Source organism: Bacillus sp. 491mf (assembly GCF_900112415.1).
In the GTDB taxonomy this organism is placed as follows: domain Bacteria; phylum Bacillota; class Bacilli; order Bacillales; family Bacillaceae_G; genus Bacillus_A.
Genome location: NZ_FOLV01000028.1, coordinates 22,353 through 48,162 on the forward strand (window position 1 = coordinate 22,353; position 25,810 = coordinate 48,162).

Below are 25,810 nucleotides of genomic sequence, written 5' to 3' on the forward strand. Positions count from 1 at the left end.
ATAGCATCCCACATGCCAAATTGAAAACAAAGCGAGCATCATTTTGTATTATAGTAACAACTTATTTGTGATTTATATAGTATAACAAACATCAGAAATAGTATAACAAAGATCAAAAATGAAAATAGAGGGAATTATCGACTATATATTGACGACAATTCCCTCTATTACATTCACTAATCATTCTGCTAAGCTATTATTATTTTGTAACAAAATAATTCGTCACATATTGCGCCCAAAGACCATGGGCTATCTCCTTTAGTAGGAATAACCTTTCTGTTTACCTTTTTCAGGCATAGTCTTTTTCATTGCATATGAATTCTAATTTAAATAGATAAAACTTGATCCATTAGGCTTTATTTTAACATATCCAAAATTGCTATTTGGTTAATTACGGAACCGTCAGAAGAAAATTTAAAATCATATTTGTTTGATCGATACACTAACATTAAATTGTCTGTGCTTTTTAATTGCGCTTCGCCTAATTGTTCTATTAATGCCGATTGTAATATATTTGTATTCTTAATATTCACTTGTTTAACAATTAGTTGATCCGTACATATAATATCGACATTTTTATAATGAGTCATTATTCCTTCTGGCAATTTCTCTTCACTTTGAGAAGCCCCTATTATACTAGTTACATCCTCTTTACTTTTACCTAACAAAGCAAGATATTGCTCTAAATTTTGAGAAGTTCCATCTAATTTTTTGAGTTTGTTAACAACACCTTCATACGGTAAAGCATTGCTAAAGGGAATTGCACTCACTACCGCTTCGCTAATCCAACCTTCTTGTCCATTACCATATCGTATCTTTAACCAATTTACTCCAGATTGGTCGTCTTTTTTCTGATCCTTCACTATAAACGATGTCCCAAATGTCATAGTGGTAGCTACTTCACCCTCTAATATTGGCGTACTTCTTACACGAGCTTTTGTAGTATTCACATATCGAACATCTAGATCAGCTAATGGATTTTTTGGCTTTGGAACACCTTTTTTTTCAATAGGTTTTTCTTCATGTTTCTCTTTCGCCTGTAAAGAATGAAATACGTTATTTTTTTTCCAATATACAGTTCCGCCAATAGCTATACATAGCGCTAAACTAATAAAACCAGCGACATATTTAGATATTTTCTTCTTTTTCTTCTTTCTTCTATTTGCTATGGATAAAGAATTAAAAGGAATAGAAGCTTCTTTAGTTTGTACGAAATCTTTTCCCGCCTGTTTCTCTGTTGCTTCCTTTTTAAACTTTTGCTGTTCTTCCTTACTCATTGCCTTATATTCTTTTAAAAAGCTTTCATACTTTGGCATCACTTCTTGAATAGGACCATAATCTTTAACTTCACCATATTCAAGCCACAAAGCCTTTGTGCAAAATGATTTGACTTGTCCTAAAGAATGGCTAACAAAAAATATCGTTTTACCTTGTTCTTTAAATTCATTCATACGTTTTAAACATTTATCAGCAAATGTTTGATCCCCAACTGATAAAGCTTCATCAATTACGAGCACATCCGGATTAATACTCACCGAAATGGCAAATCCTAACCTTGACTTCATCCCGCTAGAATATTTCTTTACTGGCATATCAATAAACTTGCCAATATCCGCAAAATCGATAATTTCAGGTTTCAATTTTTCAATTTTTGCTTTACTTAGCCCCATCATTAAACATTTAAGCTCAATATTTTCTCTACCTGATAATTGATTGTTAAGACCCGCCGCAATAGCAATGAGTGCTACTTTTCCTTTTATATCAACACTTCCAGCTGTTGGTGGAGTAATTCCGGCGATTAGGTTAGACATCGTTGATTTACCCGATCCATTTACTCCAATAATTCCAATCACATCACCTTTATGAGCCTCAAATTCTAAGTTTCTTAATGCATAAAAATCCTCACCGAACCCTCCAGGATATAAAATATCCTTCAACTTATCAGAGTTTTTACTATGCATCTTATACTTTTTTGTTACGTTACGAAACTTCACTGAACAATTCATTTTTACAACCCTCATCATAGATAATCTGCAAAGTGTTTTCTAAACTTTACATGTAATGTCGTACCAATTAGCAACATCAAGAAAACAAGTCCCCAAAAGTACATTCCATACTTTATATCCTCAAAAAACCAACCCGTACCTAAAAAGGCCTTTCTATAACCTTCTACAATATAACACAATGGATTTAATTGCATAATTTTTTGAAGACCAGCTGGTAATCTTTCAGGAGTCCACAAAATAGGTGTTAAATATAACAACATTCGCATAACAGATTGCACAATCATTTGTACATCTCTTACAATGGTAGCTAACGTTGATGTAATTAAGGACAGCGAAAATATAAATAAAATTGTCGCAAACATATAATAAATGAGTTGAATATAATGAATGGAAATTCCTTGACCAGTTACGATAAATAGAATGGTCACAATACCAACGAGTATTACATGTTGATAAAAATTAGACATAATAACATAGCTCGGAATCACACTCATTGGAAAATTCATCTTTGAAATCATATTCAATCTTGTATAAATAGATTTAGAGGCTTGTAGTATTGTTGGGTTTATAAAAAACCATACAACAAGCCCTGCAGATAGCCAATAAATAAACGGGACCCCATCTACCCCATGTCCGCCTCGAATTCCAAGCCCAAATACGAACCAATAAATACTCATTTGAATTAAAGGATTTAACACTTCCCAAACAATTCCTAAATAATTGTTATTGTTCGCACTTTTCACTTCATAAACAGATAACCGCTGAATTAAATACAAGCTATTAATCTGTTCTTTTAAAACCATAATCATTGATTTCATCTTATTGTGCCTCTCCGAAGAATATTTTCTCTACTACTCGCTTAGAAGCAAAACCATCTTCTAAATAACAATAATTATTATAGAAGGTATTATATTTGTCTGCAAACTCACCTAAACCGTTCAATTCGAATTTTAATATTTCTGCTAGTACTCCTTCTGTATTTACAACAACGGGGCCAGGGACTTCTGTCTCTAAATCAAAATAGAGCCCCCTTAGTTTTTCACGATACGAATCAATATCATATGTATAAAAAATAATTGGCCGCTTCAAATTTGCATAGTCAAAAAAGACAGACGAATAATCTGTAATTAACAAATCAGATAATAAGTACAGTTCATTAATGTCTCGGTAATGAGAAAAGTCATATACAAACCCACTATACTGTTCTAAATCAAATTGTTCCGCCACTAAATAATGCATTCTCAACAAAATAATATAATCTGAGCCTAACGTTTCCTGTAAAAGACCTAAATCTAATTGTAAATCTAGCTTATAACGCCCTTTACTATAGAACTGATCATCTCGCCAAGTTGGTGCATATAAAATAATCTTTTTATCTACAGGTAATCCATTTTTTTTCTTTAATGCATGAATGGCCTTAGAGTTATTATTTACATATAAGAAATCGTTTCGAGGATATCCTGCCTCAACAACATCTTTTTGAAATTGGAAAGCCCTCTTAAATATCTTTGTAGAATAAGCATTAGGAGAAAGTAAGTAATCCCAGTTTTGTGCCTCGCGGTAAAAATTATGCTTATACTTTTCTGTTGTTGTACCTGGCATGTGAACCTCTTTCATATCACCGGCCAGCTTCTTAAGAGGTGTACCGTGCCATGTTTGCACATAAGTAGTGTGCTTTGGTTTTGGCAACCAAGTCGGCATCCTACTATTTGTTACCCAATACCGGGCGCGTGCTAGCAATATAAACCAACGAATTGAAAACCTTTTTACATATGGAATATTTGCTTCCTCAAACACCGCTATGCAGTCCTTTTTTACACTCCATACCATTTGAAAATCCATATTATTTTGCAGCATATATTCATACATGGCTCGTGGATTACAACTATATTGCTTTCCGGAAAAACTTTCGAATAGGATTAGATTTTTTTTCGGCGGTAAACAACTAAAGAACAGAAATATTGCCTTACATAAAATTTTTACGATACGATAATTTTTTATTTTTTTAATAAAGCTCATGTCGTTAATACACCTTCTAACTTAATCGCTTTTCTTCGCTTTACACTTCAATTTGATACATTAACGTGACACTTCACCTTTTCCTGTTCGCCCCATTAACGCATCTACTTGTTCTTTTGCATTTTTTCCATTAAATAAAACATTGTATATGGCACCCACAATTGGCATTTCAATATTCATCTTCTCAGCTAAATAGTACGCTGCCTCGGCTGTACGAACACCTTCTACTACCATTCCCATATTCTCTAATACCTCTTCTAAATCATGACCCTTTCCAAGTAAGTTTCCAGCGCGCCAATTTCGGCTATGAACACTAGTACAGGTCACAATTAAATCTCCAACACCTGTTAAGCCGGCAAAAGTAAGTGGATTTGCTCCCATCGCACACCCTAAACGTGTAATCTCAGTTAATCCCCGTGAAATTAATGCCGCTTTTGCATTATCCCCATAGCCAAGTCCATCTGAAATACCTGCTCCGAGGGCAATAATATTCTTTAATGCACCGCCTAATTCAACACCGATTACATCTCGATTTGTATATACACGAAAATTTGTATTCATGAATAAATTTTGTGTTTTCTCAGCAGCCTGTAGATGATATGACGCAGCAGTTACTGTAGTAGGATGACGAAGACCCACCTCTTCTGCATGACTTGGCCCCGAAAGAACAACAACACTTTCTAGCAATTCTTTCGGCATCTCTTCTTCAATCATTTCTGAAATACGTTTAAATGAGCCAGGTTCAATCCCTTTACTAGCGTGAATAATTGTAATTGGCTGTTTTACTATATCTTTTAATTGTTGCATTACACTACGAATTGCTTTCGTAGGAACAACTAATAGTACTGTATTTATTCCTTCCATTGCTTCACTCAGAGATTCATATCCTTTTATTATTTCAGGAAGCTGAATGCCAGGTAAATACGCTTCGTTCGTATGCCTTTCATTAATTTCTCGGATTTGTTCTGATTTATTCCCGAAAATTCTTACTTCATGCCCGTTATCTGCTAGAACCATAGATAATGCTGTTCCCCAACTTCCTGCACCGATGACTGTAATCTGGTTCAAAATAATCCCCCTTTTACCACCTTAACAACATTAAAAAGTTTATCATTTATACAAGAAGCTAAGTGATATAAATACAATTCACTTAGCTTCATTACATACTATTCTTGATTTTCGATTACGCACACTTCATTGTAAAACATTTCAAGCGCATGCTCATTATACTCCTTAAAATCAAACTCTTTAAAATGGAGCTTATTTAAGATGAAAAACTGCATTCCTATAACTAAGCCAACTACATTATTTTCGACTAATTCACCATAACCCTCTTCTAGGATACTTCTTGATCCTGCAATGTCAGTGGCAATAATAGGTTTATTCAATATTAATGCTTCTAATAACACCATTGGTTGTCCTTCGTGATTAGATGAAAGAATAAAGCAATCACATTGATTAATAAGCAAGAACGGATTCTTCATTTGACCAGTAAAGAAGACTTTGTCCTCTAATTTCTTTGCTCTTACTAAACTCGCTAGCTCATCTTTTAAAACTCCATCTCCAATAATATAAAGCCTCACGTTGTCATAGAGCTCAGCAACCTTTGAAAAGGCTTCTATAAGCTTCTTTTGGTCCTTTTCAGGGGATAATCTACCCATATTCACAAAGTTAATGTTCTCTTTCTTTGGCATCTCAATTCCTTGAATATCAAGTCTACCATTTACAGAAATGTTTTCTTTCAATAAATAATCTTGACCTTCATAATTATATATGTCGCCTTCTTCAATCTGTTTAAGCACCTTATTATAATCTATAGAATTATGAACATAAACACCTTGCTTTGGTGTGATATATTCTTTTAAATTCTTTCTATTTAAATTCCTTGTATGCTCTGCTACAGCTACTATTTTGTCAAATTCTTTATACAGTGGGAAAATAATATTCAAATTAGCTTTATGCTTAAATTTACCTTTAATTTTCTTAGAATATTCTGCCCACATATCATTATGTTGATAAATACTCTTCTTTTTAAAATCTCCGAATGCAAACAATAGTGCCCAAAATGGAACATATCCACTAAAATCAATTGCTATATCAAATTTTGCATTACCAAATAGTCTTGCAACTTCACGTTTATATAACTGTTTTGGTAAAACCTTCTGAGCTCGTTCATTCTTTAATCCCATCTTCATGAGATAATTATGTTGATAAGATTCTTTTAAAGTTGTATTCAAGCTACCTACTCGATAAAACTTTTTAACGTTTGAGTTAATTTGACTGAAATTATACCCTGAAACTTCATCATATTTTCCCTTATCAATGACTACTACATTATATTTTGAGTAATCTATATTGTTTAAAAGGTTAATAACCGATGTAGTAATTCCATTATTTAAGAATCCACCGCAGTACATCAAAATATTTTGCTTATTTTCAGTTGTCACTTTATATACATAATTTGTATGCTTTTCTTTAAAAATAATATCAATGGCTCTCGTTGTGGCATTTCCATCATCATGATAACAATATTCTTTTAACATTTCTTTGTATTTAAAATCATAATCATTTCTTACAGTGTCAATATTTACAATACTATCAATAACATCATCTACTGTATAACATAACGGACCTGGCATATCCTCAAGGTTAACGTATAATCCTCGCTCCTCTTCATACGCTTCTTTATCATACGTTAAAAAGATAATTGGTTTTCCAGTTACCATATAATCAAAGAAAATACTAGAGTAATCTGTCACCAAAATATCTACTATTGACATTAATTCATTAGAATCTACCCAATCAGGTATACAAATCTCTCGTAAACTTTCATCATCTTTAATAAACTTGTATGTCAATGTATGAACCTTTAATAGTAATTGATAATCATCAGGCATTTTAGAATGCAGTTTTTTTACAATATTATCAATTTCATCCTTAATATTGTTTACCTGATTTACTCCGCCTCTCCAAGTTGGGGCATATAAAACAATTTTTTTCTTATCATCAATTTCTACAAATTGCTTTAAATACTCCCGTACTTCTTCTGGATTTGTTTGTAGGGTAAGATCAATTCGAGGGTATCCTTCGTCAACAATGTAACCATTATATATCCCTTCTAAATCATGGGAATCTACAATCGTATCGGCAGTAAACTTATTAGGATTTAATATATAGTCACAGTGCATAAAGTTTCTTTGAATATTCTTATGTTGGCCCAGTTCACCTTTCATATCTTTTCCTAATGTCTTAATAGGTGTTCCATGCCACGTATTCACATAAATTTGTCCTTCTTTTTTTTGAAAATAAGGTGGGAACGTAGTGTTATTAATTAAATATTTTGCCTTTGTTAAATACTCCAAGTATTCCTCACTATGAACTTTAACAAATTTAACATTTTTTCTATTTTCATAACGTTTTGCATAAAAGTTATTCGTATCATTTAAAGCCCAAACATGTTTATAATCTTTATACTCCGCATCATCAATAAGTTTCTTGAAAATCGCATACGGACTATCCGTCATACCTTTTCCATGGAAAGATTCATAGATGATAACTTTATCATCTATCACTGATTTTGTATAAAATTCAGTATATTTAAGAACTCGATTAAATCCTGGATCATTTAATTTCTTTTTAATCGGACCCATTAAAAAGTTCATACGGTTTTTCATTCTGTTCATTTGTTTCCTAATTTGCAATCCTAAAACTCCTCTTCAACATATTCATAAAGTATATTTGGAATGACTAACAACATCTTTTTTTTCTTTCGCATATATTGTAGTTCGTCACTAAAAACAATGCATGCATATTAAAATTTACATGATTCAAAATACCAAGGTAATAGGGATTCACTCCTCCCCTTTAAATACCATATTTACAAATCTCTCACTCGCATCGCCTTCCGAATACTGATTCCACTTCAAAGAAAACTTCGTTACGTCCTCTATGTTGAACCGTGCCTGTTTTAATACTTGAATTAAATCGTTCATATTATATACAATTGGTCCTGGAACACTAGATGCATAGTTACCAATGATTCCTCTTTTCTTTGCATATTTTTTTAAATCATATGCAAAAAAGATCATTGGTTTATTCAACAAACAAAACTCAAATGGGATGGAAGAATAATCTGTTATTAATACATCCGTTACTAAAAATAGATCATTAATATTAGAATAAGAAGAATAATCATATAGAAAACCTTCATACTTACCTTCATAATCACATTTATTTCTTATAGCTGGGTGCAGTTTTATTATGAGGACATATTCATGCCCAAATTCTCGATACATTGCATCAATATCTAGATGCAAACCGAAATCTTCCAACTCTTTATCTCTAAAAGTTGGGGCATACAAAATAACCTTCTTACCCTTTAAAGAAGGATTTATTGATAAAATATTGTTTTTAATCTCCCTCTTGCACTGTTCATAAAAAAACAGGTCCGTTCTCGGAATCCCTGTTTTTAATATCCTATCATCCGACAACCCGAAAGCTCCCTTATAGATATTAGCCAATGCATCAGAACCTACAACAATTTTGTGAAAATGATCGTAAACATCGAGAAATCGCTTTTGAGCTCTTGGGCTTCTTTTATAAAAGGCAGATGCTAACATGCCAAACTTTTTAATAGCACCTGCTGCATGCCAAAGTTGAATACATTGTACGCCTTTTTTAAACTTGATTCCTGCAAGAGACCCAAAATAGTTATCAACAATAACATACTGGGAAGTAGACAAGTGATAGGCTGATTGAATCATATGAAAGATATTCTTCGATTCAAATGTATAAGATTTCACATTTGAATAGCTATCCACTTTATATTTACATGTAGGTTTATATAAGAAAATGACTTCATAATCAATTTTTTGGCGTTTCATTTCATCATAAATAAAGATGTGGTTTTCACCATAAGACATAATAAAAGTAACTTTTCTTTGCATAGGAAATAGATTCATCAAGCTATGCAAAAATTTAAATATAATAAGGTATATATCTACTACTAATTCTCTAATCATCTATGTTTATCTAGCAACAAGCACTAGTTCCTTTTTTATTTTTGTAGTAGAAATCCCCGCTGTACGTGGTAAATATACAACTTCACAATAATCACTCAGAAAGTCAAATTCCCCTTCCCAATCATCGCCCATAACAAATACATCTACATCATGCTTCTTGACATCTTTTACCTTTTGTTCCCAATCCTGTTCTGGAATTACTTGATCCACATAACGAATTGCTTCTAAAATCATTTTACGATTTTCATAACTATGGTAAGATTTTTTATTTTTTAATTTATTAAACTCATCTGAAGATACCGCCACAATTAAGTAATCACCTAGGCTTTTTGCTCTTTTCAATAAGTTAATATGGCCCCAATGCAACAAATCAAACGTCCCGTATGTAATTACCTTCCTCAAAATTACGTCTCTCCCTTTCCTCTGAACATTTTTCCACAAATATTTATATAAAAATGCCTTTCTTGCCCCTGTAAATAATTGATTAACACAATTCAATTCTATTTATGTAACCAAAAATAATTTTACATAAACTTCATATAAAATCCATCTAAAATTAACAAAAATATTATATCATACTTTTTACTAAATAAAGTAAAATGCCGTCGTTTTTTGTCATATTTAAACTAAAGAAAATGTTTATATCTTTGATATACCAACAGTTTATTCCCTTTTTCAAACCCCAAAAATATAAAAAACGACATTTCCTTTACATTTTTTTACCGGCTTTGCATATAATAATTATCGCAATAAACCAAATAGTCATTTTTTTATCGTTAAGATATAACCTATCATTAATTATGCCCTAAAAAAATAGATAATACCTTTCTAACCATTATTTTACTAAGTTAATTAAATATCAGAATTAACCAGAAGATGTATTGCATGTATCACCTTCTTCGCAACTTTCTTATTTATGCGTTTTATCCCATTACTAACCTTGCATTACATAATATCAATATAAAACAATAAAAAAATAAATCCAACCATCGTAAGAGTAGTTGGGTTTGAAAGGTTATTTCTTCGGTAACTCAAGGTTTTCCCTTAGCTTATTAGAGATATCTTTGTGTGTTTGATCTGTTACAAAATAGTACCAAATACCATCTTCAGCCTTATGACCATCACCTGGAATTTGGATTTCTTCACTGTTTTTCATACAATCTTTATAATTCTTTTGAATATCAAACATTTGGTCTTGCGTTAAGCTTGTCTTTACATTCTTTTGAATCGCTTGTAATACATCACCGTAGTTCGCAAGTGAAGAAACATTTGCTCCTTTTTTAATTACCGCTTGAATCACTTGACGTTGACGCATTTGACGTCCAAAATCGCCGCGAGGATCTTCGTAGCGCATGCGAGCATATAAAAGAGCCTTATCACCATTTAAATGTAAATCTCCCTTTACAAAATGAACCCCTTCAATTGTAAAGTCCAAATCATTATAAACATCTACACCGCCAACCGCATCTACAATATCTTTAAAACCAACCATGTTTACTTCAATATAGTGATCAACAGGAATATCAAGGAAATTTTCAACTGTTTTCACAGTCATGTCAATTCCGCCAAATGCATAAGCATGATTAATTTTGTCCTTCTTACCTTTACCGATAATTTCTGTGTATGAATCACGTGGAATACTCGTAATTTTCATCGACTTTGTCTTTGGGTTTAACGTAAATAAAATTAAAGAATCCGAACGACTAGCCTCATCTTTTCGTTGGTCACTACCCATTAATAAAATCGAAATCGGCTTTTGATCTGCGACATCTATTTTTCGCTCTCGCTTTTCTGACTTCTCACGTTCTAATGGTTTATGAACTACTTCTAACGTATTTGATACATTAGAATAAATATGATACGCATAAGCCCCTCCAGCAACTAAGAGAAGACCTATAAGGCCCAGAATCCAAAATAAAATTTTCTTTTTCATCTTTTATGCCTTCTTCCCTTCCAATCAACAGAATGTTAACAATATTTATCATAACATGAAAAAATTACATTTTTAAAATTATACGTAATAGAATCTCCCAGTAGTATTCCTTATTGTACACCTAACGGATTTTATTATTCCAAAAGAGTTTCTTCCCTTGCTGAATCCTTAATGTTTATATTTATTACATACAAAGAATCCCATTCTTCTCCACGTATATTACAAATTCAAAATACAAGAAAATGAAGTAGAAAAAAACTTATATTATATAGTAAAATTATTTAGCATGTATTCAACTAATTTATTTATAAATAAATAGAACACAGTGGAGGCTCCTATGAAAAAAAGAAAGAAAATATGGAAGATTATAGGGATCAGTTTTCTAGTAATAATTATCCTTGCTGTAGGCGGAGGCGTGTATGCCTACAAGCAACTGCAGCCTGAAAATCATTTCAAAAATGTTCCTGTAGTCAATGCCAATCCTAATTCTAATAAAAAGGCAGATCCAAGTCAGGACACAAAAATACAAAACGGTGTCTTTAACATTTTATTAATCGGTTCAGATGAGCGAAAAGGCCAAAAAATCGGTCACTCTGATTCTATGATGATTGTCCATATGGATCTAAATAAAAAAGAATATCACGCGATGAGTATTCCTCGTGATACACGCGTACACCTTGATGGCTACGGCTACACAAAATTGACGAGCGTACAATATATTAAGCAAGCAACAGAAGGTCAACAAAAGGGTGTAGAAGCCGCAATACAAGCCATTACCGAACTAACGGGGGTAAATATTAACTACTATGTAGAAACAAACTACCAAGGCTTACAAGGAATGGTCGATGCAATTGGTGGTATTGAAATGAATGTACCGTTTGATGTGAAACTTACACATCCTTGGTACCCAGAAAATAAAAATAAAGTAATAAACGCCGGCACACATTCAGTAGATGGCAAAATGGTAACAGAACTTGTACATGAACGCTACTCTCTTAAAAAAGGTGAATATGACCGCCAAAGGTTACAAGAGGAAGCATTAGTAGGGATTGCAAAGAAAACACTGCAACCTTCAAACATAACGAAACTACCAGATTTTGTTAAACAAATTCCAAACTTCTTAATCTCATCCAATATGACGACAACAGATATGCTAAGCTTGGGAATGGCTGTAAAAGACTTTAATCCTGCAAAACAATTGCAATATCATCAAATTAGCGGCGAATTTAAGTCCATGTATGATGATATTTTAAAGAATAATAACGATCAATTAATAATGGACAAGGAACAAATAAAGCAAGTTGTTTCACAGTACTTTACGAAGTAAATAGTAGAAAATATAAAGGACCACGATTTTGTATATCGTGGTCCTTTATATTTTTCTCTCTACTTGTTTGGTAACCCTTCTTATGTAAGGGATTTTAATTGCATAAGAATCTATTTGTTTCTTATCATATCTAATGTAGCCTTGTGTATCTTCCACTTTATATGTTTACTTATTAAATCTATATTCCCACATTCACTTAGGTTCTTGAGCAAACCTATAAAACCATTCTAATCCTAACTTTTGCATCCAAATCGATGCCCTTTTTGTCACACCGACCACTACATCAAAACTTCTACCTTACTTTTTATACATAAATATTTTCTTTCTGCACCAATTCATTTATATATTTCATCAACTCTTCTTTTAGCTCATCATGCTGAAGTGCCATTTCAATTGTCGTTTTAATAAAGCCAAATTTCTCTCCAACATCATAGCGTGTTCCTTCAAAGTCGTAAGCAAATACTCTTTGAATTTCATTTAAGCGTTGAATTGCATCCGTTAATTGAATTTCTCCGCCTGCACCTGTTTGCTGGTCTTCTAGGAACATGAAGATTTCTGGTGTTAATACGTAACGGCCCATAATTGCTAAGTTTGATGGCGCTGTTCCTTGTGCTGGTTTTTCTACAAATTTACGCACTTGGTAGCGGCGGCCATTTTGCGTAGTTGGGTCGATAATGCCGTAGCGATGTGTTTCGTTGTCTGGTACTGTTTGGACACCGATGACAGAAGCGCTTGTTGCTTCGCACTCATTGATTAGCTGACGTAAGCATGGTGTTTCTGCTTGTACAATGTCATCACCAAGTAATACCGCAAATGGTTCGTTGCCGATAAATTTACGAGCACACCATACTGCGTGTCCTAACCCCTTTGGTTCTTTTTGACGTATGTAATGTATGTTAATCTTTGAAGATTCTTGTACTTTTTCTAAAATTTCATATTTACCTTTTGATAGTAAATTTTCTTCTAGTTCAAAGGAATGATCGAAATGATCTTCAATTGCACGTTTTCCTTTTCCTGTTACGATAATGATGTCTTCAATGCCAGATTCAATTGCTTCTTCTACGATGTATTGAATTGTTGGTTTGTCGACAATTGGTAGCATTTCCTTTGGCATTGCTTTCGTTGCTGGTAAGAATCTTGTTCCCAGTCCAGCTGCTGGAATAATTGCTTTTTTTACTTGTTTCAACATAAATCCCCCTAACTTAACCATTCTCTATTTTATTTATCTATAATAATATTCAAATCATAAGACCCCTAAGCACAAAAAAACATAAGATTTTTATAAAAACCTTTATGCTATTGTCTCTCGTTGTACTTATTATTTTGCAACTAAAAAAAACCCTAACTTAATATTACAAAATCCTATTAAATCTGACAATGTAATTCCATAAATTTTCCACAAAACACCGAGTAATGTTGTAATACATTTTTTTCTTTAGCGCTTGCTCTTTTTCCGTTTTTCCACTGTATCGTACCTTAGCATTGAATTGCAACAACTAAAAAAACCGTCATCATCATGACGGTTTTACTCTTTCTTATCTCCAAGCGCAAATGTAATTTCTGCTTCACATGCGACTTCACCATTTACAGTTGCAACTGCTTTTCCTTTGCCAATCGGGCCGCGTACACGTGTCATTTCTACTTCTAAACGAAGTTGATCACCTGGGCGTACTTGTCTTTTGAAACGGCAGTTGTCAATGCCCGCAAAGAAAGCAAGACGTCCGCGGTTTTCTTCTTTCTTTAAAACAGCAATTGCCCCAACTTGTGCTAATGCTTCTACAATAAGTACACCAGGCATTACTGCGTAATCAGGGAAGTGACCGTTAAAGTATTCTTCATTTGCAGAAACGTTTTTAATACCGACCGCACGTTTTCCTTCTTCTACTTCAAGAACTTGATCAACAAGTAGAAATGGATAGCGATGCGGAATAATTTCTTTAATTTGCTCTATATTTAACATCCTATCTCGCTCCTTTTTTAGATATTAGTCTTAGTACTAGGTTATATATATTATCCCACTTTGTTTATTATTTGTCATTACAAAAAAACGAAGCAGACTTTTCTGCTTCGTGTTATTTCAAAAAAATGCACACACTCTTTCTTCTCTACAAGTTTTGGTATAACAAACATAAGTACAATTTACATGGAGGTAGAAAAAGCGTATGCCCAGTTTAGGGGAAGTCAATATACCAAAGGGCATATTCACCCCATTTGTCGTATTCGAGTTCATTATAATACAATTATTTCTAATATAAAAACGACAAATTTCTACATTTTTTTCGATTTAAACCGAATTTTCTCTCTTTTTCTTTATTTATCTCTACTTTTTGTAGAATCGTTATATTTTTAAAGATAGATAGTCAAATATATAAATTAAAAAAGCGTTAGAATGTTTACCTAACGCCTTTTGTAGCTTGTACAATAACAATACCTCTGTAATTGTGCGAGGCAAATCTAAAAGAAATTCATTTGTTAAAATATAACATTTTTATGATATATAGGAAATACTTTTTTATCTTTCCGCCTTTTCCGCTTCCAGCAATCTCAATTTTTCGTTTCGCAGCTTCTAATTCTCTTCTTGTGTCAGCTAACACAATATTTAAGAATTTACGTGAAAAATCTTGATAGAAAGGCATTTCATAGTGAACATAAAACAGCAGCATTTCCATTCCTTTATCTAAAATTTGATATTGAGATGTCTTTTGAAATAACCATTTCTTATTGGTTATATAACTTTCCACTATTTGCTGTACACCGTAATGCAAATCACCATAAAAATCTATGATTAAGTAGTCTGGTTGGTGTTTTATCATTTCACTAAAGAAACTTTTATTTCATTCCGTAGTGAAATGGTTTGTCTCAAAAGGGGGTAAATTATCTATTAATTTCTCGTCATAAGGAATGGGCTTTGAATTAAGTGAAATCATTGATATTTGATTTTGATGAACAACGCAAGTGGCATAATCATCATAATCAAGGACAAATGCGGAATTAAAATTATCTCTTGAAACACAACTCCCTAATACAGCAACCTTAATCATTCCCCCCCATCAGCCCATTATTACAAACATATCCACATCATGATGTTATGATTATATATAAATTCCTATTCATTATTCTATGTACAAATAGGGTTGTTCTCGCTTATCTATACAGCGGAATTTTTCTTATCATATTTTCACTACACAAAAAGCCGAAAGAAAATTGCTTTCTTTCGGCTTTTTACATTTTATACTTATTCTCTTATCGCAAAGCGCGGCGTGGTAATTTATCAATATTCTCTAACATAACTCCTGTTCCAACCGCTACGCAGTGCATTGGATTTTCCGCAATTAATACAGGTACTTTTAACTCTTCTGCAAGAAGCATGTCAATACCGTGTAATAATGCACCGCCGCCTGTTAAAATAACGCCGCGGTCAATAATATCAGCAGATAATTCTGGTGGTGTACGTTCTAATACACCTTTTGCAGCTTGTACAATGACAGCTGCGTTTTCTTTTAATGCCTCTGTAATTTCTTCAGAGCCTACTGTAATTGTGCGAGGTAAACCAGTTACCATGTCACGACCGCGAATTTCAAGTTCTTCACTACGTGCACCTGGGAACACTGTACCCACTTTAATTTTAATATCTTCTGCTGTACGTTCCCCAATTAATAGCTTATACTTACGTTTAATATAGCTTAAGATCTCCATATCAAACTTATCGCCCGCCATTTTAATGGAAGAGGAGGTAACGATATCGCCCATAGAAAGTACCGCAATATCCGTTGTACCTCCGCCAATATCAACAACCATATTTCCGCTTGGTTGGAAGATTTCCATTCCAGCACCAACAGCAGCTACTTTTGGTTCTTCTTCTAAGTATACTTTCTTACCGCCAGATCTTTCAGCGGCTTCACGAATTGCTTTTTGTTCTACAGACGTGATGTTTGTTGGACAGCAAATTAAAATGCGAGGTTTTGATAAAAAGCCTTTTACGTCAAGTTTGTTGATAAAATGTTTTAACATCGCTTCTGTAATTTCGAAGTCAGCAATTACACCATCTTTAAGCGGACGAATCGCTACAATGTTTCCAGGTGTACGCCCTACCATACGTCTTGCTTCTTCTCCTACCGCTAATACTTTTCCTGTATTGCGGTCAATTGCCACAACAGACGGTTCATTTAATACAATCCCTTTACCTTTTACATGAATTAATACGTTGGCCGTGCCAAGGTCAATTCCAATATCTCTCGCAAACATTCCTGTGTCTTCCTCCTCAATATCCAAATCAGGCTAAACCCGAATTCTTTTGCACCTAATTCCTAATTTTATCATAATCTTTTCTGAAACGTAATATTGAAGAAATGAATTATGCTGAAAAAAAAGTTACTTTTCTTTGGAATGTTTGCTTAATAGCCGATTATTGACGCACGATTTTTTCTGTATCCTCTTTTTGATACTTTTGTTTCGTCGCTTCGCCGCCCCGGAGATGACGGATTGACTTATGATAATCAAGAATTTCTTTCACTTCATTTGCGAGCTCTGGATTAATTTCTGGTAAACGTTCTGTTAAATCTTTATGCACAGTACTTTTTGACACCCCAAATTCCTTCGCAATAACACGAACTGTTTTTCTTGTCTCCACGATATACTTACCAATCTTGATTGTTCTCTCTTTGATGTAATCGTGCACACCACTCGCCTCCCTAAATTGGATGTGAGAAGGGTGAAATGAGACTCGCTGCATGTGACTAAGCTGTAAGTTCGAGTGCTGTTTGTAAGCGCTACACTTTCTAGGATTTATAATGAAATGATCCACGATTTCTCACCTCAAACACTCTCTTTGCTTTGGTTTATAACCATTGTATTGCTCGCATTGTATTTATATGCTACAAGTTCTCTATTTTTGCGGACTATGGTGACAAAAATTACATTTTTTTTTGAGAAATCGGTGAAAAATGAAAGTTTTCCGTTTAAGACAAAACCGAAACAAAAAAAATGACGCCTTCTAAAAGGCGTCATTCTTCTCGATCAAATTCTTCTTCCAAAAGGCTTTGATGGGGGACTTCTTTCTTACTGGTAATCAAATAATATAAGGAAAATAAAACAAATAATAAAATAATTGCAATTGACACAACAAATAATAACGACAAACCAATCCCCTCCTTCTTAGTAATATATATTCGAGAATTCTGTCCAATTTCCTTGCCGTTACAATGTTTTTAAAAACGTTTTATTTTTATATAGGAATAAAACCATCAATCCTCGTATAGAGAGTTGATGGTTTTGTACATTACTCAGCTTGTTCAGGAGATGTTGTTTCGTTCTCTGTTGAACCATTTGTTGATTTTTCTTCTTTTTTCTTGTCATCAGCTGAGCTGTTTGTTGATTTCTCTTCTTTTTGCTTATCGTCAGCTGAGCCGTTTGTTGATTTCTCTTCTTTTTGCTTATCGTCAGCTGGGCTGTTTGTTGATTTTTCTTCTTTTTGCTTATCATCAGCCTGACCGCTTGTTGATTTCTCTTCTTTTTTCTTTTCTTGCTTTTCAACTTTAATATCCGCAATCGATTTGTCAAAGTAACTTTCTGGATTTACAGCAACATTATCTTTACGAACTTCGAAATGAACATGATATCCTGCATCTTTATTCACTTCGCTTAATCCTGCTTTCCCTAACACTTCACCTTGATTAATTTTCGCGCCTTTTTCCACTTTTGCATTTCCTAAGCTTTGGTAAAACGTTTTAATACCATTGCCGCTGTCAACCGTTACAACATAGCCAAGAAGTGGATCTTTTTCCGCTTTTGTAACTGTTCCGCTTATTGCCGCTGTTACATCAAACTCTTTTCCATTTTTCGCTGCGATATCGATTCCTGTATTCGCAGAGTATGTGTTGTTATAAAAAACAAGTGCTTGTTCTTGCTCTTCAGCTGCTGCCTTATCTTCGTAAAACTTCTTCTTTACAACAACTTCTGCACCATTTGCAGTTGGCATCTTCACAACTTCTGAAGATTTGATTACTGGCACTGTTGGATTTTCACTTTGACTTTGCTGCTTCGCTTCATTCTTCTCAGGCATCTTTTTCGTATTCGTTGCCTGATACCATAATGCAACCGTTAAAATGACTGCTGCACACACAATGTATAGTGTCGGGAATACCCAACGCTTTTGAAACAAATGAACTACTTTTCGAGAAGACTTCTTGTTTTCCCTCTCTCTCATTCTATCATCACCTCAGCAATCATTTTGAACAAGATTCATCCATCCTATACAATCTATAACTAATTACTTTTCGACAAAATTTGTAAAAATATGCATCAGAATTACAAAATTTCCGAGGAAATGATAAAAAAAGAAAAAACTGAGCCAAAATGCTCAGTTTTTAGTCTAGTTGTTTCTTTTTGTAGACGAAGAGAAACAGAATAAATGTAATGAAAACCCATATAGAAATATTCATTAGATTTCCACTTAATGAAGAGAAACCTTTTCCTTCTAATGCATCTGTAATTGCATTAAAAATATGATTTGTCGGTACATAATAAAGGATTTTTTTTGCGATTTCATTCTTTACAAAGAGGTGTAGTAAAGGCCCTGCAAAAAAGATCATCATAATCGGTGTGCCAAGTATAGAAACTTGCACTAGGTTTTTAGCTAAAAGACCAATCATTGTCCCTATGATAATAAATAGCAGTACTCCCAATAAGATAATGATCATTAATAAAAAGATATTTCCCTTTAACGTATCTAACACAAATAAGCTTATTATACTTAAAAGAATCGATAAGACCATAATTGGTAAAGACTTTCCTAAAATAACTTCTATAGGAGAAGCTGGTGATAGCATCATAACGCGAAGAGTATGTTTTTCTTTTTCTTCTGCAATCAGGGTCGCTTGTGTAATTGTTGTCACCATACTCAATACCATAACAATTACAATTCCCGCTAAAAACTCTTTTCCGCCCCCCATTTGTTTGTAAAAAAGCGCTAGACCAAGCGGTAAAATCGCCATTAATAATACTTGTGCATTCGTTTTTAAATCTTGCATCTCTTTCCGTAAAATCGCCGAAAACCTCTTCATAGAAAATGTCATCATAATCCCCTCCCAGTTACTTCAATGAAAATATCCCCGAGCGTCGGCTCATAAGAATGAATCGATAGTAACTCCCCTTTTTTCATCCATTCTGAAATACGTTTTGCTCCTAATTCATCTTTTTGCACTGTTTCTTTTTTCTTATCTTTTAACACAACTTCAATTTTGTCTTTTGCGTATTGTAAACGGAGATTTTCTGGCGTATCAAGTGCAACAATTTCTCCCCCGCATAAGAACGCAATGCGGTTGCAAAGTGTTTCTGCCTCATCCATATTGTGCGTTGTTAAGAAAATTGTTGTTCCTTCTTTATTTAAATCCCTTAAGATGTTATGAATGTTTTGAACATTTACCGGATCAAGCGCTGATGTTGGTTCATCTAAGAAGAGAATATCTGGCTTGTGAAGAATCGCCCTCGCTAGCACTACCCGTTGTTTCATTCCTTTTGACAGCTTTTTTACTTGTGTCTTTTTATCATCTAATAAGTTCACTTCTGCTAACACTTCATCAATTCGCTCTTTTTTACAGTCGTATAAGTCACAAAATAATAGTAAGTTATCATAAATGCTAAGTCTTTCATATAGACCGCTATTATCTGTTAAAATACCAACTCGTTTATAATCAATGCTTCCTGATCCTGTAATATCTTGGCCTAACACTTTCACCGTTCCTACACTATGAAGCAACTGCGCAGTTAAAATTTTTACAGTTGTTGTTTTTCCAGATCCACTTGGACCAAGAAACCCGAAGATTTCTCCTTGCTTCACTTCAATATTTACATTACGAAGCGCTGTTTTGCTGTCGAATGTTTTCATTACATCTTTCATTTCAATTGCTAATGTCATTTCGTCATCCCCTTTGCTTTTCGTTTGTTCGTTTCACTTTTCTTGAGTCAATCATATGAAAAACAAAGAGGCTATGCAGTAAAATACCGGTAAAAGGAGTATTTTTACCGGTGAATGGAGCATAGTTTTAACTCATTGAAACACGATAAGAGGCGAATGAAGTAATACTAGGGTTAACGCAACATACATTTACAGTCCGATTACACCTTTTAATTCATCCATCCTTCCCTTTGAAAGTGGAATCGATGTTTTGCGTTCATCATCGAGGATTAAACTATAACTATTTCGCGTCCATGTAATCACTTCTCTTACACGCTGTAAATTCACGAGATAAGAGCGGTGACACCTGAAAAATCCGAACCCTTTTAGTCGTTCCTCTAATTGACTTAATGTAAGCGCACAAATGAAATCACCATCACGCACATGAATATGTGTCGTCCCATTTTGCGTTTCAATAAATTGAATTTCCATTGGATCTATTAAAATGATTTTATCGTTTACTTTTGCCGGGATTCGTTCTAATTTCATTTGCGGAATCATTTCGATTACCTTTTCATCTTCCGCTTCTACCTGTTCTTCTTGTTCAATTTCCACTTTTTTTACGCCATCTTGATGCAATACATACACGTCCTCCGTTAACGATAAAGCATCCGAAAGAAAGGCAGACGTGATAAAGATCGCTTTTCCTTGTTCTTTTAATTTCATAATTGCCTTTCGAATAATGATCGTACTCTCCATATCTACGTTTTGTTCCGGTTCTTCAAATATAATGAGATCTGGGTTATGAATCATGACTCGTCCAATATGAAGACGACGTTTCTCTGAAAATGACAAATTCCTTATTTGGACATTTTTCTTATCAAGTAAACCAACATGCTGAAAGACTTCTTCTATATTCATACTAGATTCATACAATCCAGATAAAAATGCGAAATATTCCTTCACTTCCAAGCGATCATATGCCTCATCTTTTAAAAAACAAAAACCAATACGTGCATACACTTGTTTTTGAATAGGCTTCCCCGCAAATAACACACTTCCTGTCGATGCCTCTTCCTCTCCAATGATAATGCGGTGCAAAACTTTAGCAGTATGGTTATTACATTGCAGCACAACGCATTGACCTTTTTCGAGTTTGAGCTGAATCGTTGGTAATTGATTTGTCTTCCCCAATTGTTTTAGCTCAAGTAGCGCCATATTTTTTCCCCCATGCTATTTTTTTCTATTTATTATAACAAACAAATGCTGGAAAATTATGATACTTATTCAAAAAACAAGCCAACAACCTGATGATAACAGGACGTTGGCTTGTTCATACAATCTTTATTCTGCTTTATAAGCTACTTTCACTTTTGTGCTTTCTTTCATTCCTGCACGCGTTACAGAAACATAAACATAACCTGCTTTTGTTCCTAATTGTTTCACATCTGCTGTAACAGTAGTCCCTGTTGCCTGCGGAGAAGTGACCAAAAGCTTACTGTTTGCATCATACACACGCACTATATCACCTTTAACAATCCCGCTTACTGCTACGCGATCTGCTTTTCCTTTATTATTTGTAATTTTCACTTGGCTTACTTGCAATGAGTTCGATATTTCTCCCGCAAACTTATACGCCGTTCGAGTACTTTCACTCATACCAGGCTTTGTAACAGTCACATATGTCGCTCCTGCCTTCTCACCTAACTGCTGTACACTCACTACCGCTTGTGTGCCTTTTGTAACTTTTACTGTTCCTAATAATTTTCCGCCTGTTGCTTTGTTATATACTTTTACAACGTCGTTTACTTGTAAACCACTTACCGTGATAACATCGGCTTTCCCTTTGTTGTTAGCAACTTTCACCTGACTTGCTTGTAGTGCATTTGTTGGTTCGCCTGCGAATTTATATGATGCTCGTGCACTTTCTAATAAACCAGGTTCTGTTAATGTTACATACACACTACTTGCTTTTTCTCCAATTTGATTCATATTTATAACAGCTTGTGTTCCACTTTTTACTGCCATTGTCCCTAATACTTTTCCGCCTGTTGCTTGATCATATACTTTTACAACACTGCCTTGTTTCACATTACTTACTGTAATAACATCAGCTTTCCCTTTATTATTTACAACTTTCACTTGGCTCGCCTGTAATGCATTTGTTGGTTCACCAGCAAAACTACCAGCTGTACGCACACCTTCTCCCATTCCTGGTTGTGTTAAAGAAACATACACTTTACCAGCTTTCGGTCCAAGTTGCTTTATATTCATACTCACCTGTGTTCCTTTTGTTACTTTAGCCGTTCCTAACAATTTACCACCCGTTGCTTGATCGTACACCTTTATAACATCGTTTACTTTCACACCACTTACTGTAACAACATCGTCTTTCCCTTTATAGTTATTCACTTGTATTTGTTTTTCTGTTAATTGCGGGGAACGATCTAAAACGCTAAATTGATACGGCTTCTCCACCGCACCCTTCCCATTAAATACTGTAATGTAATATTTCCCTTTTGTTAACGTATATGTACGTTCTTCACTTCCAACTCCTTTTGTTCCATATTCAGTTGAGAAGCTACTCATATACTTTTGTTTGGCATCATAAAGCGTTACATCCCAAGAACTTTCTTTAGATCTTTCCATTTTTATATGGATTACTTTTGTTGCATCAATTGAAAATGAATAATAATCACTATCGAGACCATTTCTCGACGATCCTCTATAATTTTTATTTAATTCAATAGAATTAGCTTGCGCAAAGCTGTCATTGAATTCTTTTTCAAAATAGTTACTCGCTTGAAATTTCATTTGAAGTTCATACGGAATATCCATCGCTTTTTGATTATCTTGTATCTCTACATAATATGTTCCTTTTGGCAAACCAATTTGTCTTTCTTCATTGCCATTAGCATTTGCACCATTTCCTGTTGTGAAATATTTGTAAGAGTTCCCCTTGCTATCTGTAATATAGACATACCAACTCGCTGTTTTGCTCTTTTTCATTGAAAATGTTACATTTCCATCAGATGGAAGCGTAAACGTATAATAATCATGATCCCAAGATTCTTGTAATGCCCCTTTATATACTGTATTTAATTGAATTTTATTTGCCGTTTGCTGTGTATTATTGAATTCTTTTTCATACACATCACTCGCTGTAAAGTTCACCCTAAATTTATAATTGTTAGCATAACCATTTTGACCACTCTTTATTTTTATATAATACGTTCCTGCTGGCAGGCCAATCTCTCTTTCTTCATTACCACTTACATTCGCTCCATACTCCGTTTTAAAGCTTTTCAAACTATTCCCTTTCGCATTCATGACATCCACATACCAACTACTCGTTTTATGCTTATTCATCGAAACTTTCACTTTTCCATCTTTCGATAATTTAAACGTATAATGCTGCGCTCCATTCTTTACACTACCTGTATAGTCCTGATTCAGAGCAATAGATGTTGCATTTTGCATGTCTGCAAAAACAGGTGCTTCCATAAATAAGTTCATAAAAATAAAAATAAATGCTGTTAAAAAAGCTATTTTATTACGCCACTTTACCATTTTCTTACTTTCTCCCCTTTTTTTATATATCATTACAATTTCAGAATATTACAATTTAACACTTTTTTCAATTACTATATTTTATAATATATACATATCACTTATTTGCACATAAAAAAGCATAGCACCACCGCGCTATGCTCTCACTCGTTCATTTTGTCTTCCTACTTCACCATATAACTCTTCAACTGATCGCGAAGCGCTCGTTTCAAAAACTTCCCGACAGATGTTTTCGGAATTTCCTCGACAAATAAAATATCGTCGGGCATCCACCATTTTGGAAATTGGCTTTCTAATAGATCATATAGCTCTTCTTGACTGGCCATTTCTCCTTCTTTTAAAACGACACATGCGACAGGACGCTCTTGCCATTTTTCGTGCGGAACAGCAACGACAGATGCCTCTAATACTTTTTCGTGTGTCATTAATGCATTTTCTAAATCAACGGAGGAAATCCATTCGCCGCCGCTTTTAATCAAATCTTTCGTGCGATCAGCAATTTTAATAAAACCTTCCGGGTCCACTGTTACGATATCGCCAGTGTGCAGCCAGCCATCTTTCATCGACTCTTCAGTACGTTCATCATGATAATAACTGCCGGCAATCCATGGCCCGCGGAGGCAAAGCTCTCCCATTTCTTCACCGTCCCATTTTATTTCACCCTCTTGACCAATTACCTTCATTTCAAGGCCTGGGAGTAAATAGCCTTGGCGGGAGCGTAGCTCATAGTACTCTTCTTTCGGTAAATCACGTTGATACGACTTCGGACAATTAATGACAACGGCCGGACTTGTTTCCGTCATGCCGTAGATTTGTCTGAACGCAATTTCATATTTTTCTTCATAAGTACGAACCATACCTTTTGGTGCTGCTGATCCACCTGACCATATCGTCCGAACACTGCTAATATCATACGGGTACTTTTCAAGCTCTTGCAGTAAGCCAATCCAAATTGTTGGAACACCGGCACTAATCGTTACTTTCTCACGTTCAATTAGCTCTGCTAAAATTTTCGGAGTAAAGTGTGGTCCTGGTAAGACGAGCTTTGTACCAAACCACGTACTTGCGAATGGGAGTCCCCATGCATTGACATGGAACATCGGAACAACAGGCATACAAGTGTCTGCTTCTGATATGCCCCCTCCGTCGACAAGCCCAAGCGTATAGCTGTGGAGTGCAATGCTACGGTGCGTGTACACAACGCCTTTCGGTTTCCCTGTCGTTGCGGAAGTATAGCACATACCGGCAGGTGCTTTCTCATCTAAATCTGTTATAAATTGAAATGTTTCATCGCCTTCTTCAAGGAGTTGTTCATAGTGATATGCTGGTGATAGTGTTGTATGAGGTAGTGCATCGTCATCTGTCATAATGATAAATGCTTTCACATGAGGAATTTCGTGTTGAATACTTTCTAATACAGGAACCATATCTTCATCCACCAAAATAATTTTATCTTCGGCGTGGTTAATAATGTAGGAAATGTGGTCTGCCGAAAGGCGTAAATTAATTGTATGTAATACCGCTCCGATTCCGGGAATTGCAAAATATGCTTCTAAATGGCGGTGATGATTCCAGGCGATTGTTCCTACTTTATCTCCTGCCTCAATCCCCATTTTCTTTAATACACTTGCAAGTTTTCTTGTCCTCCTTGCAATTTCTCCGTATGTTAACGTTTGAATACGTGATGCCGTACGCGAGACAACTTCCTTTTTTGAAAAATACTTCTCCGCTCGTTCCATCATTGCCGGAATGAGAAGTGGTACATCCATCATCATCTTTCGTTCCCCCTATCAACATTGTATATCTAAAGATATAACTGTATTATAACACGACAAACCTAGGCAAAAACTAACAACCTTTCTTTCCTTTTCTACAAAGTCTGACAAGGAGTTACATCATACAAGACGATGTTTCGTACCTGTGCTACCGTTTATCCCGCATTAACGGGCAGTAAGACCCCCACCTCAAGATTCAGAGAGAAGCAAAGAAGATAGGTGGGGGATAACTGCCCGTAAAAGCCCGATTGGTTCAACTAACCGT

22 protein-coding genes and 1 pseudogene are annotated in these 25,810 nt (G+C 34.6%); 1 reads left to right on the forward strand and 22 read right to left on the reverse strand.

All coding sequences use genetic code 11. The annotated features are described in order from the left end of the window. Positions 1 to 356 precede the first annotated feature (356 nt). The 8 genes from tagH to BM211_RS19225 form a co-directional block, all read right to left on the reverse strand. Entirely contained in the window at positions 357 to 2,006 is a 1,650-nt protein-coding gene (tagH, locus tag BM211_RS19190) for a teichoic acids export ABC transporter ATP-binding subunit TagH (protein ID WP_035430584.1), read from the reverse strand. A 14-nt stretch (positions 2,007 to 2,020) separates the two neighbouring features. Further along, complete coding sequence (locus BM211_RS19195) at positions 2,021 to 2,824, reverse strand: ABC transporter permease (RefSeq protein WP_035430585.1); 804 nt, start codon at positions 2,822 to 2,824, stop codon at positions 2,021 to 2,023. Position 2,825: 1 nt separating this feature from the next. Then, positions 2,826 to 4,025 (reverse strand): CDP-glycerol glycerophosphotransferase family protein, encoded by a 1,200-nt coding sequence (locus BM211_RS19200; RefSeq protein WP_035430586.1) that lies wholly within the window; start codon positions 4,023 to 4,025, stop codon positions 2,826 to 2,828. 60 nt (positions 4,026 to 4,085) lie between these two features. After that, complete coding sequence (locus BM211_RS19205; RefSeq protein WP_035430587.1) at positions 4,086 to 5,093, reverse strand: NAD(P)H-dependent glycerol-3-phosphate dehydrogenase; 1,008 nt, start codon at positions 5,091 to 5,093, stop codon at positions 4,086 to 4,088. 98 nt (positions 5,094 to 5,191) lie between these two features. After that, positions 5,192 to 7,699, reverse strand: coding sequence for a glycosyltransferase (locus BM211_RS19210; RefSeq protein ID WP_090999015.1), 2,508 nt, complete (start codon positions 7,697 to 7,699; stop codon positions 5,192 to 5,194). A gap of 177 nt (positions 7,700 to 7,876) precedes the next feature. Beyond that, the gene (locus BM211_RS19215) at positions 7,877 to 9,046 is read right to left on the reverse strand and encodes a CDP-glycerol glycerophosphotransferase family protein (protein ID WP_090999006.1); all 1,170 of its coding nucleotides are present in this window, start codon (positions 9,044 to 9,046) and stop codon (positions 7,877 to 7,879) included. A 6-nt stretch (positions 9,047 to 9,052) separates the two neighbouring features. Then, entirely contained in the window at positions 9,053 to 9,448 is a 396-nt protein-coding gene (tagD, locus tag BM211_RS19220; RefSeq protein ID WP_035430589.1) for a glycerol-3-phosphate cytidylyltransferase, read from the reverse strand. A 613-nt stretch (positions 9,449 to 10,061) separates the two neighbouring features. Then, positions 10,062 to 10,979: a polyisoprenyl-teichoic acid--peptidoglycan teichoic acid transferase TagU gene (locus BM211_RS19225; RefSeq protein ID WP_035430590.1), complete on the reverse strand. Its 918-nt coding sequence runs from the start codon at positions 10,977 to 10,979 to the stop codon at positions 10,062 to 10,064. A gap of 337 nt (positions 10,980 to 11,316) precedes the next feature. Between BM211_RS19225 and BM211_RS19230 the strand changes: the two genes are divergently transcribed. Continuing rightward, complete coding sequence (locus tag BM211_RS19230) at positions 11,317 to 12,306, forward strand: LCP family protein (RefSeq protein WP_035430591.1); 990 nt, start codon at positions 11,317 to 11,319, stop codon at positions 12,304 to 12,306. Positions 12,307 to 12,501: 195 nt separating this feature from the next. Here BM211_RS19230 and BM211_RS19235 read toward each other — a convergent pair. The 14 genes and pseudogenes from BM211_RS19235 to BM211_RS19300 form a co-directional block, all read right to left on the reverse strand. Next, a pseudogene (locus tag BM211_RS19235) lies at positions 12,502 to 12,603 on the reverse strand (WecB/TagA/CpsF family glycosyltransferase); the annotation flags it as partial. Positions 12,604 to 12,610: 7 nt separating this feature from the next. Further along, positions 12,611 to 13,492 carry a UTP--glucose-1-phosphate uridylyltransferase GalU gene (gene galU, locus BM211_RS19240; protein ID WP_035430681.1) on the reverse strand — a complete coding sequence of 294 codons (882 nt, stop codon included), beginning with the start codon at positions 13,490 to 13,492 and terminating at the stop codon, positions 12,611 to 12,613. A gap of 339 nt (positions 13,493 to 13,831) precedes the next feature. After that, positions 13,832 to 14,266, reverse strand: a complete 435-nt coding sequence (gene fabZ, locus BM211_RS19245) for a 3-hydroxyacyl-ACP dehydratase FabZ (RefSeq protein ID WP_035430592.1) — start codon at positions 14,264 to 14,266, stop codon at positions 13,832 to 13,834. 505 nt (positions 14,267 to 14,771) lie between these two features. Next, on the reverse strand, positions 14,772 to 15,119 hold the full coding sequence (locus BM211_RS19250; protein WP_090999008.1) for a hypothetical protein: 348 nt from the start codon (positions 15,117 to 15,119) through the stop codon (positions 14,772 to 14,774). Positions 15,120 to 15,140: 21 nt separating this feature from the next. After that, entirely contained in the window at positions 15,141 to 15,347 is a 207-nt protein-coding gene (locus BM211_RS19255; protein WP_051957223.1) for a hypothetical protein, read from the reverse strand. Positions 15,348 to 15,549: 202 nt separating this feature from the next. Next, positions 15,550 to 16,551 (reverse strand): rod shape-determining protein, encoded by a 1,002-nt coding sequence (locus tag BM211_RS19260; protein ID WP_035430593.1) that lies wholly within the window; start codon positions 16,549 to 16,551, stop codon positions 15,550 to 15,552. A 160-nt stretch (positions 16,552 to 16,711) separates the two neighbouring features. Next, positions 16,712 to 16,984 (reverse strand): sporulation transcriptional regulator SpoIIID, encoded by a 273-nt coding sequence (spoIIID, locus tag BM211_RS19265; protein WP_020061467.1) that lies wholly within the window; start codon positions 16,982 to 16,984, stop codon positions 16,712 to 16,714. 325 nt (positions 16,985 to 17,309) lie between these two features. Next, positions 17,310 to 17,444 (reverse strand): hypothetical protein, encoded by a 135-nt coding sequence (locus BM211_RS19270; RefSeq protein ID WP_035430594.1) that lies wholly within the window; start codon positions 17,442 to 17,444, stop codon positions 17,310 to 17,312. A 140-nt stretch (positions 17,445 to 17,584) separates the two neighbouring features. Beyond that, positions 17,585 to 18,511, reverse strand: coding sequence for a stage II sporulation protein SpoIIQ (locus BM211_RS19275; protein ID WP_090999011.1), 927 nt, complete (start codon positions 18,509 to 18,511; stop codon positions 17,585 to 17,587). 160 nt (positions 18,512 to 18,671) lie between these two features. Continuing rightward, positions 18,672 to 19,379 (reverse strand): ABC transporter permease, encoded by a 708-nt coding sequence (locus BM211_RS19280; RefSeq protein WP_035430596.1) that lies wholly within the window; start codon positions 19,377 to 19,379, stop codon positions 18,672 to 18,674. Continuing rightward, entirely contained in the window at positions 19,379 to 20,221 is an 843-nt protein-coding gene (locus BM211_RS19285) for an ABC transporter ATP-binding protein (protein WP_035430597.1), read from the reverse strand. The genes BM211_RS19280 and BM211_RS19285 overlap by 1 nt, the downstream gene beginning before the upstream one ends. A 189-nt stretch (positions 20,222 to 20,410) precedes the next feature. After that, complete coding sequence (locus tag BM211_RS19290) at positions 20,411 to 21,418, reverse strand: LytTR family transcriptional regulator DNA-binding domain-containing protein (RefSeq protein ID WP_035430598.1); 1,008 nt, start codon at positions 21,416 to 21,418, stop codon at positions 20,411 to 20,413. A gap of 126 nt (positions 21,419 to 21,544) precedes the next feature. Beyond that, a complete protein-coding gene (locus tag BM211_RS19295) occupies positions 21,545 to 23,770 on the reverse strand; it encodes a hypothetical protein (RefSeq protein ID WP_090999013.1) in 2,226 nt (741 codons plus the stop codon). Between the two features lie 164 nt (positions 23,771 to 23,934). Continuing rightward, on the reverse strand, positions 23,935 to 25,545 hold the full coding sequence (locus BM211_RS19300; protein WP_081904784.1) for a long-chain fatty acid--CoA ligase: 1,611 nt from the start codon (positions 25,543 to 25,545) through the stop codon (positions 23,935 to 23,937). Between the last annotated feature and the right edge of the window lie 265 nt (positions 25,546 to 25,810).

Excerpts from the sequence above, each read along its gene's own strand:
- BM211_RS19275 (WP_090999011.1), bottom strand. The coding sequence starts at position 18,511 with ATGAGAGAGAGGGAAAACAAGAAGTCTTCTCGAAAAGTAGTTCATTTG.
- fabZ (WP_035430592.1), bottom strand. The coding sequence starts at position 14,266 with ATGTTAAATATAGAGCAAATTAAAGAAATTATTCCGCATCGCTATCCA.
- BM211_RS19300 (WP_081904784.1), bottom strand. The coding sequence starts at position 25,545 with ATGATGATGGATGTACCACTTCTCATTCCGGCAATGATGGAACGAGCG.
- BM211_RS19290 (WP_035430598.1), bottom strand. The coding sequence starts at position 21,418 with ATGGCGCTACTTGAGCTAAAACAATTGGGGAAGACAAATCAATTACCA.
- BM211_RS19200 (WP_035430586.1), bottom strand. The coding sequence starts at position 4,025 with ATGAGCTTTATTAAAAAAATAAAAAATTATCGTATCGTAAAAATTTTA.
- BM211_RS19195 (WP_035430585.1), bottom strand. The coding sequence starts at position 2,824 with ATGAAATCAATGATTATGGTTTTAAAAGAACAGATTAATAGCTTGTAT.
- BM211_RS19285 (WP_035430597.1), bottom strand. The coding sequence starts at position 20,221 with ATGACATTAGCAATTGAAATGAAAGATGTAATGAAAACATTCGACAGC.
- BM211_RS19260 (WP_035430593.1), bottom strand. The coding sequence starts at position 16,551 with ATGTTTGCGAGAGATATTGGAATTGACCTTGGCACGGCCAACGTATTA.
- BM211_RS19255 (WP_051957223.1), bottom strand. The coding sequence starts at position 15,347 with ATGATTAAGGTTGCTGTATTAGGGAGTTGTGTTTCAAGAGATAATTTT.
- BM211_RS19295 (WP_090999013.1), bottom strand. The coding sequence starts at position 23,770 with ATGGTAAAGTGGCGTAATAAAATAGCTTTTTTAACAGCATTTATTTTT.
- tagH (WP_035430584.1), bottom strand. The coding sequence starts at position 2,006 with ATGAATTGTTCAGTGAAGTTTCGTAACGTAACAAAAAAGTATAAGATG.
- BM211_RS19210 (WP_090999015.1), bottom strand. The coding sequence starts at position 7,699 with ATGAAAAACCGTATGAACTTTTTAATGGGTCCGATTAAAAAGAAATTA.
- BM211_RS19230 (WP_035430591.1), top strand. The coding sequence starts at position 11,317 with ATGAAAAAAAGAAAGAAAATATGGAAGATTATAGGGATCAGTTTTCTA.
- BM211_RS19225 (WP_035430590.1), bottom strand. The coding sequence starts at position 10,979 with ATGAAAAAGAAAATTTTATTTTGGATTCTGGGCCTTATAGGTCTTCTC.
- BM211_RS19250 (WP_090999008.1), bottom strand. The coding sequence starts at position 15,119 with ATGATAAAACACCAACCAGACTACTTAATCATAGATTTTTATGGTGAT.
- BM211_RS19280 (WP_035430596.1), bottom strand. The coding sequence starts at position 19,379 with ATGACATTTTCTATGAAGAGGTTTTCGGCGATTTTACGGAAAGAGATG.
- BM211_RS19215 (WP_090999006.1), bottom strand. The coding sequence starts at position 9,046 with ATGATTAGAGAATTAGTAGTAGATATATACCTTATTATATTTAAATTT.